The organism is Leifsonia sp. PARNA 1/14 (assembly GCF_055720965.1).
In genome coordinates this window covers 809,205-822,315 of record NZ_JBVQSP010000002.1, presented here as the reverse complement: position 1 = coordinate 822,315, position 13,111 = coordinate 809,205, and the positions used below count along the sequence as shown (strand labels likewise).

The window sequence follows — 13,111 nt, the reverse complement described above, 5'->3', positions numbered from 1 at the left end:
CCGCGCGGCCGGCTGGATGGCGCTGATCGGCGCAGGTCAGGGCGTCGTCGTCGCCGGGGCCGCACAGTTCGGCCTCGGACTCCGCCCGGACGTCTGGCTCGGGTTCGCACTCGCCGCCGCGTTCGTCGGCGCGGTCTTCTGCGTGCTCAACCAGGCGCTCGCCGCGGCTTTCGGCGGGGTCGGGCGGCTGATCGCCCTCGTCGTCGGCATCGTCGCCCTCACGGCGGGGATGTCCTCCACCGTGCCGGCGGCGCTGTCGTCGCTCGCCGGCGCACTGCCCACGGCGCCCGCCCTCGCGATGCTGCGGTCCGCTGCGAGCGGTGACGTCGGCGCCGCGTTCGGCGCGGTCGGCCCGCTGCTGGTCTACGGTGTCGCGGCCCTCGCGCTGACGCTCGCGGCCGTGGCGGCCCGGCGCAGCGTCCGGCTGCCGCGCGTCGCGCGCAGCGCCGCCGCCGCGTAGCGCACGCACGCGCATTGGTCCCCTCGAGGGGCACGTTGTTGTCACTTTCGACGTCCCAAAGTGACAACGACGTGCCCTTCGGCGACGGGAGGTCGGCTTAAGTTGCACACGTGTGTGCAAGAAGCGTAGGATCGACGCATGCCCACCACCCCTCCGCGCGCTCCGCGACGCGACGCGACCGCGAACCGGGAGGCCATCCTCGTCGCCGCCGCAGCGGCACTCAACGAAGACATCGACGCCTCCCTCGAGACCATCGCCGCCCGGGCCGGGCTCAGCCGCCGCGCGCTCTACGGCCACTTCGCCAACCGCGACGACCTCCTGATCGACGTCTTCACGCGAGGCGCCGCACGCCTCTCCGCGCTTCTCGACCCGGTGTCGCACCCCGACGCGCGCGTCGAGATCGCCCTGTTCGGCGCGACCCTGTGGGCGGAGGTCGAGCACATCCGCGTGAGCGCGGCGCTCGCCGTCCGCGGCCCGCACCGCGAACTCGTCGGCACCGCACTCGACCCGGCCCGTGACCGCCTCCGCGGCACCGTGCAACGAGGGATGGACGACGGCACGATCCGCACCGACCTCGACCGCGAGACCGTCACCCGGCTCATCGAGAACGCGGCCGTGTCCGTGCTCGACGAGGCCACGCGGGCCGGGCTCTCCGATCGGGCGGGTCACCGGCTGGTCGTCCTCGCCGCCCTTTCGGCCGCCGGCATGGGCTGGCGGGAGGCCGACGCCCTCCTCGACGACACCCCTGAGCTGGCGTTCGAGGCCGTGCAACCGCAGCAGCCGCAGGAGGCTCTGAAGTGAAGATCGCACTCGACGCGGTCGCCAAGGGACCGCGCTTCGCAGCGCTGCCCGCGACGTCCGCGACGTTCCAGACCGGGCAGGCGGCACTCGTGCGCGCCGAGACCGAGCAGCGGCCGACGGTGCTCGGCCTGATCGCCTCCGGACGCATGCGTCCCGACTCCGGCGAGGTGACCATAGACGGCAGGCGCGACTTCGCCGGCATGCGCAGGCGCATCGCCCTGATCGACGCACCCGACGTGTGCGAGCCGGCGCCCGACGTGACGGTCGCCGGGATCGTGGCGGAAGAGCTCATGTTCGCCGGCCGGGCCTCCCACCCGATCGCCGTCGGCCGCCGCCTGAGCGAGCTCGGCGTCTCCGAGTACGGCCGCTACGCGATCGGCACGGTGCCGCCGACGGTGCGCATCCGCCTGCTCGCCGAGCTCGCGCTCATGCGCACAGGCGTCGAAGGGCTCGTGATCGTCTCGCCCGACCGGCACGGCGGCGACCCCGTCGAGTGGTGGGAGTTCGCCCGCGAGCTCGCTGCCCGCGGCATCGCCGTGCTCGTGGTCGCCGGCGACGCCTCCGCTGCGGCGATCGCCGCAGCCTCCCTGGTCTCACGCCTCGACGAGACGCAGACCGGCCCCCAGACATTCGACGAAGACCCGGGACGGGACGACACCGACGAGCGGTATGCGTCAGAGTCCGGCGACCTGATCGTCACCGACCCGGTGGAGAACGCATGAAGATCCCCCAGATGATCGCGGCGGAGTTCCGCCGCCTGACAGCCAGCCCGATGTCCATCGTCGCGCTCATCGCGCTGATGTGCGTGCCCGTGCTCTACGGCGGCCTCTACCTCTGGGCCAACCAGAACCCGTACGCCAACCTCGACCGCATCCCCGCGGCGATCGTCGTCGACGACACCGGCACGACCATCGACGGCAAGGCCGTCAACTACGGCGACCAGGTCGCCGACCAGCTGATCGAGGACGGCTCGTTCCAGTGGCACCGCGTCGCGTCCGGCTCGGCCGCCAGCGGCGTGGACGACTCGAAGTACGACTTCAGCATCACGTTCCCCTCCGACTTCTCGTCGGCGCTCGCCTCGGCCTCCGGCGACAGCCCGCGCCGTGCGATCGTCACGCTGACGACCAACGACACCAACAGCTACCTGGCCTCCACGATCGGCACCCAAGCGGCCGAGAAGATCCGCACCTCGATCGTGAAGCAGGTCAACGAGGAGGCCGCCCAGCGCTTCCTGCTCGGTCTCGCCGACATCCGCTCCAACCTCGTCACGGCCGTGGACGGCGCCGACCGGCTCGTCGACGGCAGCGCGACCGCGCAGAGCGGCGCCTCCCAGCTGGCCGACGGCACCGCCCAGCTCGCCACCGGCTCGCAGACCCTCGCCGACAATCTCGGCGAGCTGTCCGCGGGCGCCGCCCAGGTCAGCGACGGCGCTTCCCGCGTCGCGGCCGGCAACGACCAGCTCGCCGCCAAGGCCACGCAGGCCGGCCAGGTCGCCGCGCAGCTGGCCGCGGACGCTCCGGCGGTCGGTCAGGACCTCGTCGCCCGGCTCCAGGCGGCGCACGTCGACCCCGCGGTCATCGAGCAGGTGCAGGCCGCGCTCGGCGACATCGATGGCAAGGTGCAGTCCGGCAACGCCCAGATCCAGTCGGCCGTCGGCCAGGTGAATCAGCTGGCGTCCGGCGCCGACCAGGTCGCCTCCGGCGCCTCTCAGGTCGCGAGCGGGTCGTCGCAGGCGCAGGCCGGCGCCTCGCAGCTGGCGAGCGGGGCGGCCTCCGCGGCCACCGGCTCGGCGCAGCTGCGCGACGGCCTGACGACCCTCCACGACGGCACGACGCAACTGCGCGACGGGCTCGTCGACGGGGTGTCTCAGATCCCTGACAACTCGCCGTCGCTGCAGAAGAAGCAGGCGTCGACCATCGCCGATCCGGTGAACCTGCACAACGACTCCATCACCTCCGCGGGCACGTACGGCGCGGGCCTCGCGCCGTTCTTCGTGGCGCTGGCGGGCTGGATCGGCATCTATGCGCTGTTCCTCATCGTCAAGCCGGTGTCCCGGCGCGCGATCACCGCCCTCCACTCCCCGGTGAAGATCACGCTCGCTGGTTGGCTCACGCCCGGCCTCCTCGGGGCCGTGCAGATGGTCGGGCTGTTCGCGATCGTGGCCGGGGCGCTCGGCTTCGCCATCCACAACCCGCTCGGCATGTTCGGGATGATGGCGCTCGCCTCCCTCACGTTCGCGTCGATCATCCTCGCGCTGAACGTGTGGCTCGGCAGCGTCGGGCAGTTCCTCGGACTCGTGCTGATGGTGCTCCAGCTGGTCACGGCCGGCGGGACGTTCCCGTGGCAGACGCTGCCCGGACCCTTGGCCGCACTGCACCACGTGCTGCCGATGTCGTATGCCGTCGACGGAATACGGCAGCTCATGTACGGCGGGAACCCGGCCACAGCGTGGGCGGACGCGGGCGTGCTCGCGCTGTGGATGCTGATCGCACTGCTCGTCTCGGCGATCGGCGTCACGCGGATGACGCACTTCCGCACCTTGCGCGACCTGCGCCCGTCGCTGATCGGCTGAGCGCGGGCCTACCCGCGCCGCCCGCCGATGGCTAGGGTGTCGCACGACAGCACCCGACCCGAGGAGGGCGACCATGGCCGATCTCGAAGCCCAGGCGGCGATCTCGCAGGCACGGCAGGCGGCGAACGCCGCGAGCTACGACATCCAGAAGCTTGCGGAGGACTCGCTCGAGAGGCAGGCGCTGCACAACCTCCTCACGGCGGTCGAGGCGCTCATCCAGGCGGTCGACGCCGAGTGAGGCGCGGCGCTCGGCCGTGCGCCGGGTGAGGGTCGGCGCCCGGCGCTAGGGTGGCGGCGTGACCGATCCCCTGCGCATCCTGCACCTGAGCGACACCCACCTGTACGGCGACGGCCGGCTGCACTACGGCCTGGTCGACACGCTGGCGGCGCTCGACCGTGTGCTCGCGCGCGCCGGCGAGCTGGAGGCCGTCGACCTGGTCGTGGCCTCCGGCGACCTCTCCGACGACGGCAGTGCGGCCTCCTACCGCCTGCTGCGGGAGCGGCTGGAGCCGTGGGCTGCGGAGCGCGGAGCCGGGGTCGCCTACGCGATGGGCAACCACGACCTCCCCGAAGCGTTCGAGGAGGTGCTCGGGGCGCGGGAGACCGAGCTCGAAGTGAGCGGCTTCCGGGTCGTGACGGTCGACACGACCGTCGCGCGCGCCGGCTACGGGAGGGTCGACGGAGCTCGTCTCGAACGCCTGCGCGAGGCTCTGAGCACGCCGAGTGCGAACGGAACGGTCATCGTCCTCCACCACCCGCCGGTGCCGCCCACGACGGGGCTCTTCGACACCCTGCGCCTCGTGGACCCGCAGCCGCTGCTCGACGTCTGCTCGGCCTCCGATGTGCGGCTGATCCTCGCCGGGCACTACCATCACTCGCTGGTGACGGAGGCCGGTCCGCGCGGCATCCCGGTCGTCGTGGCGCCGGCGGTCGCGAACACGACCGACGTGCTGTGGCCGCCGCCGCGCGAGCGCGCGGAGCGCGGCTCCGGGTTCGCGATGATCCGACTGCCGATCGACGGGCCGGTGCGGGCGCATGTGATCCGCGCGCCCGCCGCCGACGATGGCGGGACGGTCTACGACCTCGACGCCGACGCGATCGCCCGCATCGCGGCCGACTCGGGCTGGGCGGCCGACGCACGGGCGGCCGACGCATGAGCGGCGGCACGGCAGGCTACTCCGGCACGCCGCTCTGGAAGAAGCTCGGCCTCAAGCCGGGGATGCGCGCGCAGGTGCTCCGCGCGGATCCCGGCTGGTCGGTGCCCGCGGAGGACGGCCCGGCCGACATCGAGTGGCTGCCGCCGGGCTCGACCGAGCCGGCCGGCCTCATCGTGGCGTTCTACCGGGAGGCCACCGAATACCTCGACGAGCTCGATTCCCTGGCGCAGCGCATCCGCCCGGCCGGGATGATCTGGGCCGCGTGGCCGCGAAAGGCGGCCGGCCACGTCAGCGACCTCGACGAGAACGTGATCCGCGACACCGCGCTCGCCCGCGGTCTCGTCGACGTCAAAGTCGCCGCGATCTCCCCCGACTGGTCGGCCCTCAAACTCGTCATCCGCCGCGAGAACCGCTGACCTCGACAGCCGGCCGCTCACGTGAAGGGGACGTGCTGGAGGATCCAGGCGTGCATGGCGACGGCGGCCGCCGCCGAGGCGTTGATAGAGCGGGTGGAGCCGAACTGCGAGATCTCGACGACGACGTCGGCGGCCTCCAGAGCGGCCTGCGAGAGACCGGGGCCCTCTTGACCGAACAGCAGCACGCACTCCCGCGGCAGGGCATACGTCTCGATCAGCACCGACCCCGGCACGTTGTCCACCGCGACGATCGGGAGGCCGGCCTCCCGCGCCCAGGCCACGAACGCCTCCACGTCGTCGTGGTGCAGCACGTGCTGATAGCGGTCGGTCACCATCGCGCCGCGCTTGTTCCACCGGCGACGGCCGATGATGTGCACGGTGTCGGCGGCGAACGCGTTCGCGCTGCGCACGATCGAGCCGATGTTCATGTCGTGCTGCCAGTTCTCGATCGCCACGTGGAACGGGTGCCGATGCTCGTCGAGGTCGGTCACCACGGCCTCCATGCGCCAGTAGCGGTAGCGGTCGATCACGTTGCGCGTGTCGCCGTGGCGCAGCAGCTCGGGGTCGTACCGGTCGTCGTCCGGCCAATCGCCGGGCCACGGGCCGACGCCGTGCGTGGTCAGCTCGGCCGACGGCGGGAGGTCACGCGGGGCCGGCTCCGGGTTGTCTGGCGTCACCGATCCAGCGTAGCTGCGTGTGTGCACCGCCGGTTCTCGGCGACGCTTGCCAGAACGCATTCGGGGGATCCCGACAGGCGCTGGAAACCCTGCTGCAACCCGCCGGGCAATAAGCTGGGGGCGTCAACTCACCTTCGGAAGGGGTTCTGCGTGGCGCGACGCGACGAGATCGAGTGCTGGCTGACCGACATGGACGGCGTGCTCGTCCACGAGAACGCGGCCCTCCCCGGCGCGCCCGAGCTGATCCAGCAGTGGCGCGATCAGGGCACGCCCTTCCTCGTGCTCACCAACAACTCGATCTACACGCCGCGCGACCTCGCCGCACGCCTCCGCGCCTCCGGGCTCGACGTGCCGGAGGAATCGATCTGGACCTCCGCGCTCGCCACCGCCGACTTCCTCAAGTCGCAGGCCCCCGGCGGCAGCGCCTACGTCATCGGGGAGGCCGGGCTGACCACCGCTCTGCACGAGGCGGGCTTCATCATGACCGACACGAACCCCGATTACGTGGTCGTCGGCGAGACCCGCAGCTACTCCTTCGACGCGATCACCAAGGCGATCCGGCTGATCGGCGCCGGCGCCCGCTTCATCTCGACCAACCCAGACGCCACCGGCCCGAGCGCAGAGGGCCCGCTGCCCGCGACGGGCGCCGTGACGGCGATGATCACCAAGGCGACGGGCGGCATGGAGCCGTACGTCGTCGGCAAGCCGAACCCGATGATGTTCCGCTCGGCGCTGAACCGCATCGGCGCGCACTCCGAGAACACCGCGATGATCGGCGACCGCATGGACACCGACGTCGTCGCGGGCATCGAGGCTGGCCTGCACACCATCCTGGTGCTGACCGGCATCAGTGACCAGGCCGAGATCGACCGCTACCCGTTCCGTCCCGACGAGATCCTCTCGGGAGTCCACGAGCTCATCACCGCGGGTCCGGTCGAGTCGGATCTCTGACCCCAGGACGTTCGGTCGCCGCCACCAGAAAGAAGCACCACCATGGGCGTCCCCGCTTCTACAACCTACGACCTCGTGCGCGTCGCCGTCCGAGAAGCGGCACGATCGGCCTGGGACGACCTCCGCTCGATCCACCCGGGCGAATCCTTCTACTACTTCGGCCTCGCCACCACCGCCCAGTCGCACCGTCCGGCGCCGACCGCTGCGTCGTACGACGGGCTCGCCCGAACGGTCGCCGGTTACCGGCAGCAGGGAGTCGAGCTGCTGCCCGACGAGCTGCGCTGGTCGGAGCTGGAGTCACCGTTCGCGTTCTACGGTGACGCGTACTTCCGCGAAGTGGAGCGGCTGTTCGACAGCCTCGGCGACCCGTTCGAACGCTCGTCGGACGTCAACCACCGGCTGCGGGAGGTCATGGTCGCCGCCCTGGCCGATCTCGACGCCGAAGGCGTGTTCGGTGTCGGCGCGCAGCGCGACGCCGTCGTCGTCAATGTGACCGTCCCGGGCCGGCGCGACGCCGAGCTCGAGCTGGCCTTCGCCCGCCGGCTCAACCCGCCCTCCGCCCTCGACCGCTACGAGTACGACCGGACGCACTGAGCGGGGGTCAGCCGGTCGGACCCTGCCCCTGCACGGAGGTGTTGAGCGGCTGACCGCTCGATCGGCTGGCGAAGCAGTAGTAGGAGCGCTGGCCGCTCTTCCACTGTTCCTCCGTCGCCGGGAACGTGCCCTGCACCTGCAGGTCGGGAAACGCCCCGGCGGCGTTCAGGTCGATCACGCCGCCCGCGGTGCAGAGCGCGTTGATCTGCTGCGCGAGTGCATCCGCACCCGGGTACGGGGCCGCCGGATCGGCCGAGATCAGGTTGGTGTAGACCATCTGGGCGGTGTGATCGGCCGCACAATCGACGACGGTGAACGTCTCGGCCCAGGGCGACGTGTACGGCTGGATGCACTCGCCGCCGCCGAGGGTGTCCCAGGCGTGGTCGCCCGGACCGACTGCCGCCGCCGGCTTGGGGATCACCGTCGGCGTGGGGGTCGGGGTGGGCGTCGGAGACGCCGAGGGCGTGCGGGACGCCGACGCCTGCGCAGAGGGAGCGGCCGCACCGAACAGCGAAGGGATGCGCGTTCCGAGGGCGAACAGACCCACGAGCACGAGCAGCACGGCCAGCACGCCGGCGATGAGGTAGACCCGGCGGTTGAACCGCGGGTCTCGCGGGCCCCTCGGGGGCTCCGGCGGGGCCGGCGGGGTCGCGCCGGGCGCGGTCGTCGGTGGTGCGGCTGTCGACGCAGCGGGCGCAGGGGTGGGCGCGGAGGACGTCAGCGGCTCGCGCGCTGCAGCTGCCGCGTCGAAGGCGACGGTCGGTGGCGCGATCGCGTCCAGGTCGTCGAAGTCGGCGGCGGAGTCCGAACCCAGCTGAGGGCCCTCCATCGCCGCGGAGGGCTCGGGAACTGCAGCAGCGGGGGCCCCTGCCGCGTCGGCGGCGAGTTCCGGGAACAGGATGGCGTCGATTCCGAGTGTGCCGCCGTGCGCGGCATCCGTGGGAGCGGCCTCCGGTTCCGCAGCGGTGTACGCGGTGTCGTCGGCTTGCGTGTCGTCGGCTTGCGTGTCGTCGGCTTGCGTGTCGTCGGCGTGCGTGTCGTCGGCTCGCATCGCATCGTCATCGACACTCTCGCTGGAGTCCGCCGCAGAGTCGTCGTCCAGGGCGAAGCCGCCGAAGAGAGCTGCGATGCCGTCCGGCTCGTCGGTGCTCTGCGGCTCAGGTTCGGCCTTCAGCTCAGGTTCGGCCTCCGGCTCGGTGGTGGCCTCCGGCGCAGTGGTGGCCTCCGGCTGGGCTGGAATCGCTGCGGTCGGCGGCTCGGCAGACGCGGCGGCGAGCGCCTCGGCGTCGAACGGGCTGGTGGCCGGAGACGGCGGAGCGCCGAGGATCGCCTCGGTCTGCGCTGCACCGCCGAAAGGCGCCGCGCCCTGCGGGCGGACGGCCTCCGGAGGCGCAGGTTCGATCAGCGGAGGCGGAACGGCCGCGGCCGTCGACGCCGCCTCCTCCTCCGCCCGGAGCGCCTCCCGACGCGAGACCGGGGCCGCTGTCTCGGCGGTCGCCGCGTCGGTGGTCACCGCATCCGGCGTCGGTGACGGCTCCGCGACCGGCGGTGTCGCGGCCGGCGGTGTCGCGACCGGCGGTGTCGCGGCCGGCGGTGTCGCGGCCGGCGGAGTGTAGGTGGGCGGGAGCGGGATGATCCCCGTCGTGTCGCCGAGGAGCGGGCGTGGTGCGGGACGCTCCTGCTGGGGCGAGCCCCCGAGCAGGGCGGCCAGCCCGTGACCCTGGAGCGGTGCGGTGTCCGTCGTCGGCGGCTGTGGTTCCGGTCGGGCCTCCACGGGCTCCGTGGCGCGCGGCTGGGCGTCGACTCCCGGCTCGTCCGCGGCCGGGGTGCTGTCGCTCGACGCCGGCGGCTCTGGCGGCACCGACGGGCCATCGCCCCATTCCGGAGGGCGCGGCATGCGCAGCGCGGCGACGAAACTGGGCGGTTCGAAGGTCACCGGCATGGCTGGCGCTGCGACCGGCGCCTCGGGCTGCGGCGCCTCGGGTTGCGGTACTTCGGGCGAAACGACGGGAGCGGGTGCCGGCCGGCTCGTGGCCGTCGGTTCGACGAAGTTCGTGCGGCGGACAGGCAGGGTGCCGGCGTCGTCGGCCGAAGCGTCATCGGCCTCGGTCGCGTCGACCTCCGGAGCCTGATCAGCGGCCGAGGCGTTCTCCTCGTCGCGGTCTCCACTCTGCCGCGACGTCAGGTTCCAGACGAAACCCTGGGGCGCGGTGACGATCGGGCCGGTGGCGTCGTCGATCGGGTCAGGCGTCTCGTCGGGCGCCGGCGCGACCGGATCACGGAGCAGGTCCGCGAAGCCGACGGCAGCCACGGGCTCATCGGCGGGTTCATCGGCGGGCGCGGCCTCCCCCGTCGGCGACCCGGTCTCAGCGGACGCCTCGCCCCCGCTCGGCGACGCCTCGGTCGATGCGGCGGCCGACACGTCGGGAGCCTCGTCCGGCTCGTCCGCGCGCTCAACGCGCCGACCGCCGGTCAGCTGGGCGAGCAGCCACTCCGAGCTGCCGAAATCGGGCTCGGCGTCATCGTGGGGCTGCTCGTGTTCCGGCTGGTCCGGTCGGCCTCCTGTGCCGGAGTCGCGGTGCTCCGCCACTACTCCAACCCCAGATCCTCGAGGCCGATCGCGGCGAAGTAGGGGTAACCGGCCGACTCGATGACCTCGCGTGCGCCCGTGTTGCGGTCGACGACGACCGCGACGCCGGCGATCTCGGCACCGACCTTCTTCAGCGCCTCGATCGCTTTGAGCGGTGAACCTCCGGTGGTGGAGGTGTCTTCGAGCACGATCACGCGCTTGCCCTCGAGGTCGGGGCCCTCGACCTGCTTGCCCCGGCCGTGATCCTTCGGCTCCTTGCGGACCACGAACGCGTCGTAGGCCAGCCCGCGCGCGGCGCCCTGGTGCAGGATCGCCGCCGCCACGGGGTCTGCGCCCATCGTCATGCCACCGACGGCGACGACGTCGGGGACGCCGTCGATCAGATCGAGCATCACCCGGCCGATGAGCGGCGCGACACGGTGGTCGAGGCTCACTTTGCGCAGGTCGACGTAGTAACTGGCCTTCTTGCCGCTGGTCAGCGTGAAGTCGCCGTGGAAGACGGCCTCGGCCGAGATGAAGTCGATGAGCTGCTGTCGTGCGTCGGTCACGTCTGACATTCTACGGGCTCGGTGCCCTCGGCAGCGGGTCGGTGGCGGCCGATACGATCGGGACATGCGCGTCGCCACCTGGAATGTGAACTCCATCCGCACCCGAGTCGCCCGGGTGGTGGACTGGATGGTCCGGGAGGACGTCGATGTGCTGGCCATGCAGGAGATCAAGTGCAAGCCGGAGCAGTTTCCTTACGAGGCCTTCGAGGCGGCCGGCTACGAGGTCGTGCTGCACGGGCTGAACCAGTGGAACGGCGTGGCCATCGCCGCCCGGCTGCCGATCGAAGACGTCGAGATCGGCTTCCCCGACATGCCCGGCTTCCTCAAGGACCACGACGGCCCCGACCTGCCCAAGGAGGCGCGCGCGATCGGTGCGACCGTCGAGGGCATCCGGCTGTGGAGCCTGTACGTGCCCAACGGCCGGGCGCTCGACGACCCGCACTACGTCTACAAGCTCGACTGGCTCGCAGCACTCGCCGCGGACACGCAGCGCTGGCTGAGTGAGAGGCCCGACCAGCCGTTCGCGCTGATGGGCGACTGGAACGTCGCGCCGCTCGACTCCGATGTCGGCGACCCGAGTCTGATCCCCGGTGCGTCCACTCACATCTCGCCTCCCGAGCGCACCGCGTTCGCAGCGTTCGAGAAGGTCGGGCTGACCGATGTCGTGCGCCCGATCGTGCCCGACGGATACACGTACTGGGACTACAAGCAGCTGCGGTTCCCCCGCAACGAGGGGCTGCGGATCGACTTCATCCTCGGGTCGACGGCATTCGCCGATCGAGTCGTCGATGCGAGCATCCACCGCAACGAGCGCAAGGGCGATGCCCCGAGCGACCACGTCCCGGTGCTCGTGGAGCTGTCGGAGGCCGGCGCGGCCGACGACGACGACGACGACCGCCCGATGATCTGGTGAGCGTGGGCGCGCCGCGCCCGCCCAGAACCACGCGGGCGCCGATCACCTGGGACATCGTGACGTCGTCCGTCCTTTCGGCCGTCGCCATCGTGATCGCGGCCGTGCTCACGTTCTTCGCGTTCTTCCTGGTGTTCGCGAGCGATCCGTGCGGCGGAGCCACCGCCTGCGACACAGGACGGATGAACGCCGGCTTCCTCGTCGCCCTCCTCGGACCGGCGCTCGTCACCCTCGCGGCGATCGTCGTCGCGGTCGTTCTGATGGTGCTGCGTCGCGTGAGCTTCTGGGTGCCGATCTCCGGGATCACGGCCGCGGTGCTGGTGTGGGTCGTCGGAGCAGCGCTCGTGATCTCGGGAGTGCCGGGCGCCACCTTCTGACGACCGCCCTCACCGCCGGCGGGTCGCGCTCCTGCAGTTTCGTTACGCGTTGTTTCGCCGCGAGAGCACCCGCTGGCCCACTGTCGATACCGTCGAAGTCACCATGGTCTCTCCCTCGTCCGCGTATCCCGTCGAGTTCGCCGGGATCGGTCGCGCCTTCGCGGCGGCGAAGCGGAAGGGCGCACCCCCGGAGTCGCGGACGGTCCTCCGCGATGTCTCGCTGACGATCGACGCAGGCGAGGTCGTCGCGATCCTCGGTGCGAGCGGCTGCGGCAAGTCGACGCTGCTGCGCATCGCGGGCGGCCTCGACGCCCCGACCGCCGGAACGGTACGCATCGACGGCACACCGGTCGCGGGTATCGACGCGCGGTGCGCCGTCGGCTTCCAGGAGCCGCGACTGCTTCCCTGGCGCTCCCTCGCCGACAACGTCGCGCTCGGCCTCCCGCGCAGGCTGGATCGTGCGGAGGGCGCGCAGCGCGTCGCGCGGCTCCTCGACATCGTCGGCCTCGAAGCCTCGGCCGCACTGCGCCCCCGGGAGGTCTCCGGCGGAATGGCCCAGCGGGCCTCCCTGGCACGGGCACTCGCCCGCAACCCCGGCGTGCTGCTGCTCGACGAGCCGTTCGGAGCTCTCGACGCGCTGACCCGGCTCCGGATGCAGGACCTCCTGCTCGATGTCCACTCCGCCGCCCCGACGACGATCCTCCTCGTGACGCATGACGTCGACGAGGCCCTGCAGCTCGCCGACCGCATCATCCTGCTGGGCGGCGAGGACGGACGGGACGGCGCGACCATCCGTCGCGTCGTCATCGTCCCGGGCGCACGGCCGCGCGACCGCGGGTCGGCCGCGCTGGCGGAGCTGCGCGCCGAACTGCTCGACGGCCTCGGCATCGACCGGCACGGCAGGGCGCTGGACGACCTGAACTCCTCCACAATCCCCGTCTTCCCCTACTGATCCACAGATTCACCGGATCACCGCCGTCGCGGCGGCGGATCCGCGAGGCTCGTCCCACAGCACCTGCGAGCCGCACCCACCAGACACCACCAGAACCGAGAGGCAT

General features: G+C 71.9%; 14 protein-coding genes and 1 pseudogene. 12 read left to right on the top strand and 3 right to left on the bottom strand.

What is annotated here, in order from left to right; translation table 11 throughout:
• The 7 genes and pseudogenes from AC0HS0_RS09075 to AC0HS0_RS09045 all read left to right on the top strand — a co-directional run.
• Positions 1-460 (top strand): annotated as a pseudogene (locus AC0HS0_RS09075) (hypothetical protein); the annotation flags it as partial.
• 138 nt (positions 461-598) lie between these two features.
• On the top strand, positions 599-1,261 hold the full coding sequence (locus tag AC0HS0_RS09070; RefSeq protein ID WP_472963346.1) for a TetR/AcrR family transcriptional regulator: 663 nt from the start codon (positions 599-601) through the stop codon (positions 1,259-1,261).
• Positions 1,258-1,983, top strand: a complete 726-nt coding sequence (locus AC0HS0_RS09065) for a hypothetical protein (protein ID WP_472963345.1) — start codon at positions 1,258-1,260, stop codon at positions 1,981-1,983. Before AC0HS0_RS09070 ends, AC0HS0_RS09065 begins: the two co-directional genes overlap by 4 nt.
• A complete protein-coding gene (locus tag AC0HS0_RS09060; protein WP_472963343.1) occupies positions 1,980-3,833 on the top strand; it encodes a YhgE/Pip family protein in 1,854 nt (617 codons plus the stop codon). The genes AC0HS0_RS09065 and AC0HS0_RS09060 overlap by 4 nt, the downstream gene beginning before the upstream one ends.
• A 73-nt stretch (positions 3,834-3,906) precedes the next feature.
• Positions 3,907-4,071: a hypothetical protein gene (locus AC0HS0_RS09055; protein ID WP_472963341.1), complete on the top strand. Its 165-nt coding sequence runs from the start codon at positions 3,907-3,909 to the stop codon at positions 4,069-4,071.
• A 58-nt stretch (positions 4,072-4,129) separates the two neighbouring features.
• Entirely contained in the window at positions 4,130-4,990 is an 861-nt protein-coding gene (locus AC0HS0_RS09050) for a metallophosphoesterase family protein (RefSeq protein WP_472963339.1), read from the top strand.
• Complete coding sequence (locus tag AC0HS0_RS09045; protein WP_472963336.1) at positions 4,987-5,406, top strand: DUF3052 family protein; 420 nt, start codon at positions 4,987-4,989, stop codon at positions 5,404-5,406. The genes AC0HS0_RS09050 and AC0HS0_RS09045 overlap by 4 nt, the downstream gene beginning before the upstream one ends.
• A gap of 17 nt (positions 5,407-5,423) precedes the next feature.
• On the opposite strand, the gene AC0HS0_RS09040 is transcribed toward AC0HS0_RS09045, so the two are convergent.
• A complete protein-coding gene (locus AC0HS0_RS09040; protein ID WP_472963335.1) occupies positions 5,424-6,083 on the bottom strand; it encodes a TrmH family RNA methyltransferase in 660 nt (219 codons plus the stop codon).
• 150 nt (positions 6,084-6,233) lie between these two features.
• Here AC0HS0_RS09040 and AC0HS0_RS09035 point away from each other — a divergent pair, with 150 nt between their 5' ends.
• Together AC0HS0_RS09035 and AC0HS0_RS09030 are read left to right on the top strand one after the other, a co-directional pair.
• Positions 6,234-7,034 carry an HAD-IIA family hydrolase gene (locus AC0HS0_RS09035; RefSeq protein ID WP_472963333.1) on the top strand — a complete coding sequence of 267 codons (801 nt, stop codon included), beginning with the start codon at positions 6,234-6,236 and terminating at the stop codon, positions 7,032-7,034.
• A 42-nt stretch (positions 7,035-7,076) separates the two neighbouring features.
• Positions 7,077-7,628, top strand: a complete 552-nt coding sequence (locus AC0HS0_RS09030; RefSeq protein WP_472963331.1) for a DUF4303 domain-containing protein — start codon at positions 7,077-7,079, stop codon at positions 7,626-7,628.
• Positions 7,629-7,635: 7 nt separating this feature from the next.
• Here the strand turns inward: AC0HS0_RS09030 and AC0HS0_RS09025 are convergent, their stop codons facing one another.
• Positions 7,636-10,218: a hypothetical protein gene (locus AC0HS0_RS09025; protein WP_472963330.1), complete on the bottom strand. Its 2,583-nt coding sequence runs from the start codon at positions 10,216-10,218 to the stop codon at positions 7,636-7,638.
• Positions 10,218-10,775, bottom strand: coding sequence for an orotate phosphoribosyltransferase (pyrE, locus tag AC0HS0_RS09020; RefSeq protein ID WP_472963328.1), 558 nt, complete (start codon positions 10,773-10,775; stop codon positions 10,218-10,220). Before pyrE ends, AC0HS0_RS09025 begins: the two co-directional genes overlap by 1 nt.
• Before the next feature lie 55 nt (positions 10,776-10,830).
• Between pyrE and AC0HS0_RS09015 the strand changes: the two genes are divergently transcribed.
• From AC0HS0_RS09015 to AC0HS0_RS09005, 3 genes are all read left to right on the top strand, one after another.
• Positions 10,831-11,679, top strand: a complete 849-nt coding sequence (locus AC0HS0_RS09015; protein WP_472963327.1) for an exodeoxyribonuclease III — start codon at positions 10,831-10,833, stop codon at positions 11,677-11,679.
• A 56-nt stretch (positions 11,680-11,735) separates the two neighbouring features.
• The gene (locus AC0HS0_RS09010) at positions 11,736-12,053 is read left to right on the top strand and encodes a hypothetical protein (RefSeq protein WP_472963325.1); all 318 of its coding nucleotides are present in this window, start codon (positions 11,736-11,738) and stop codon (positions 12,051-12,053) included.
• A gap of 103 nt (positions 12,054-12,156) precedes the next feature.
• Entirely contained in the window at positions 12,157-13,005 is an 849-nt protein-coding gene (locus AC0HS0_RS09005) for an ABC transporter ATP-binding protein (RefSeq protein WP_472963323.1), read from the top strand.
• Positions 13,006-13,111: the final 106 nt, after the last annotated feature.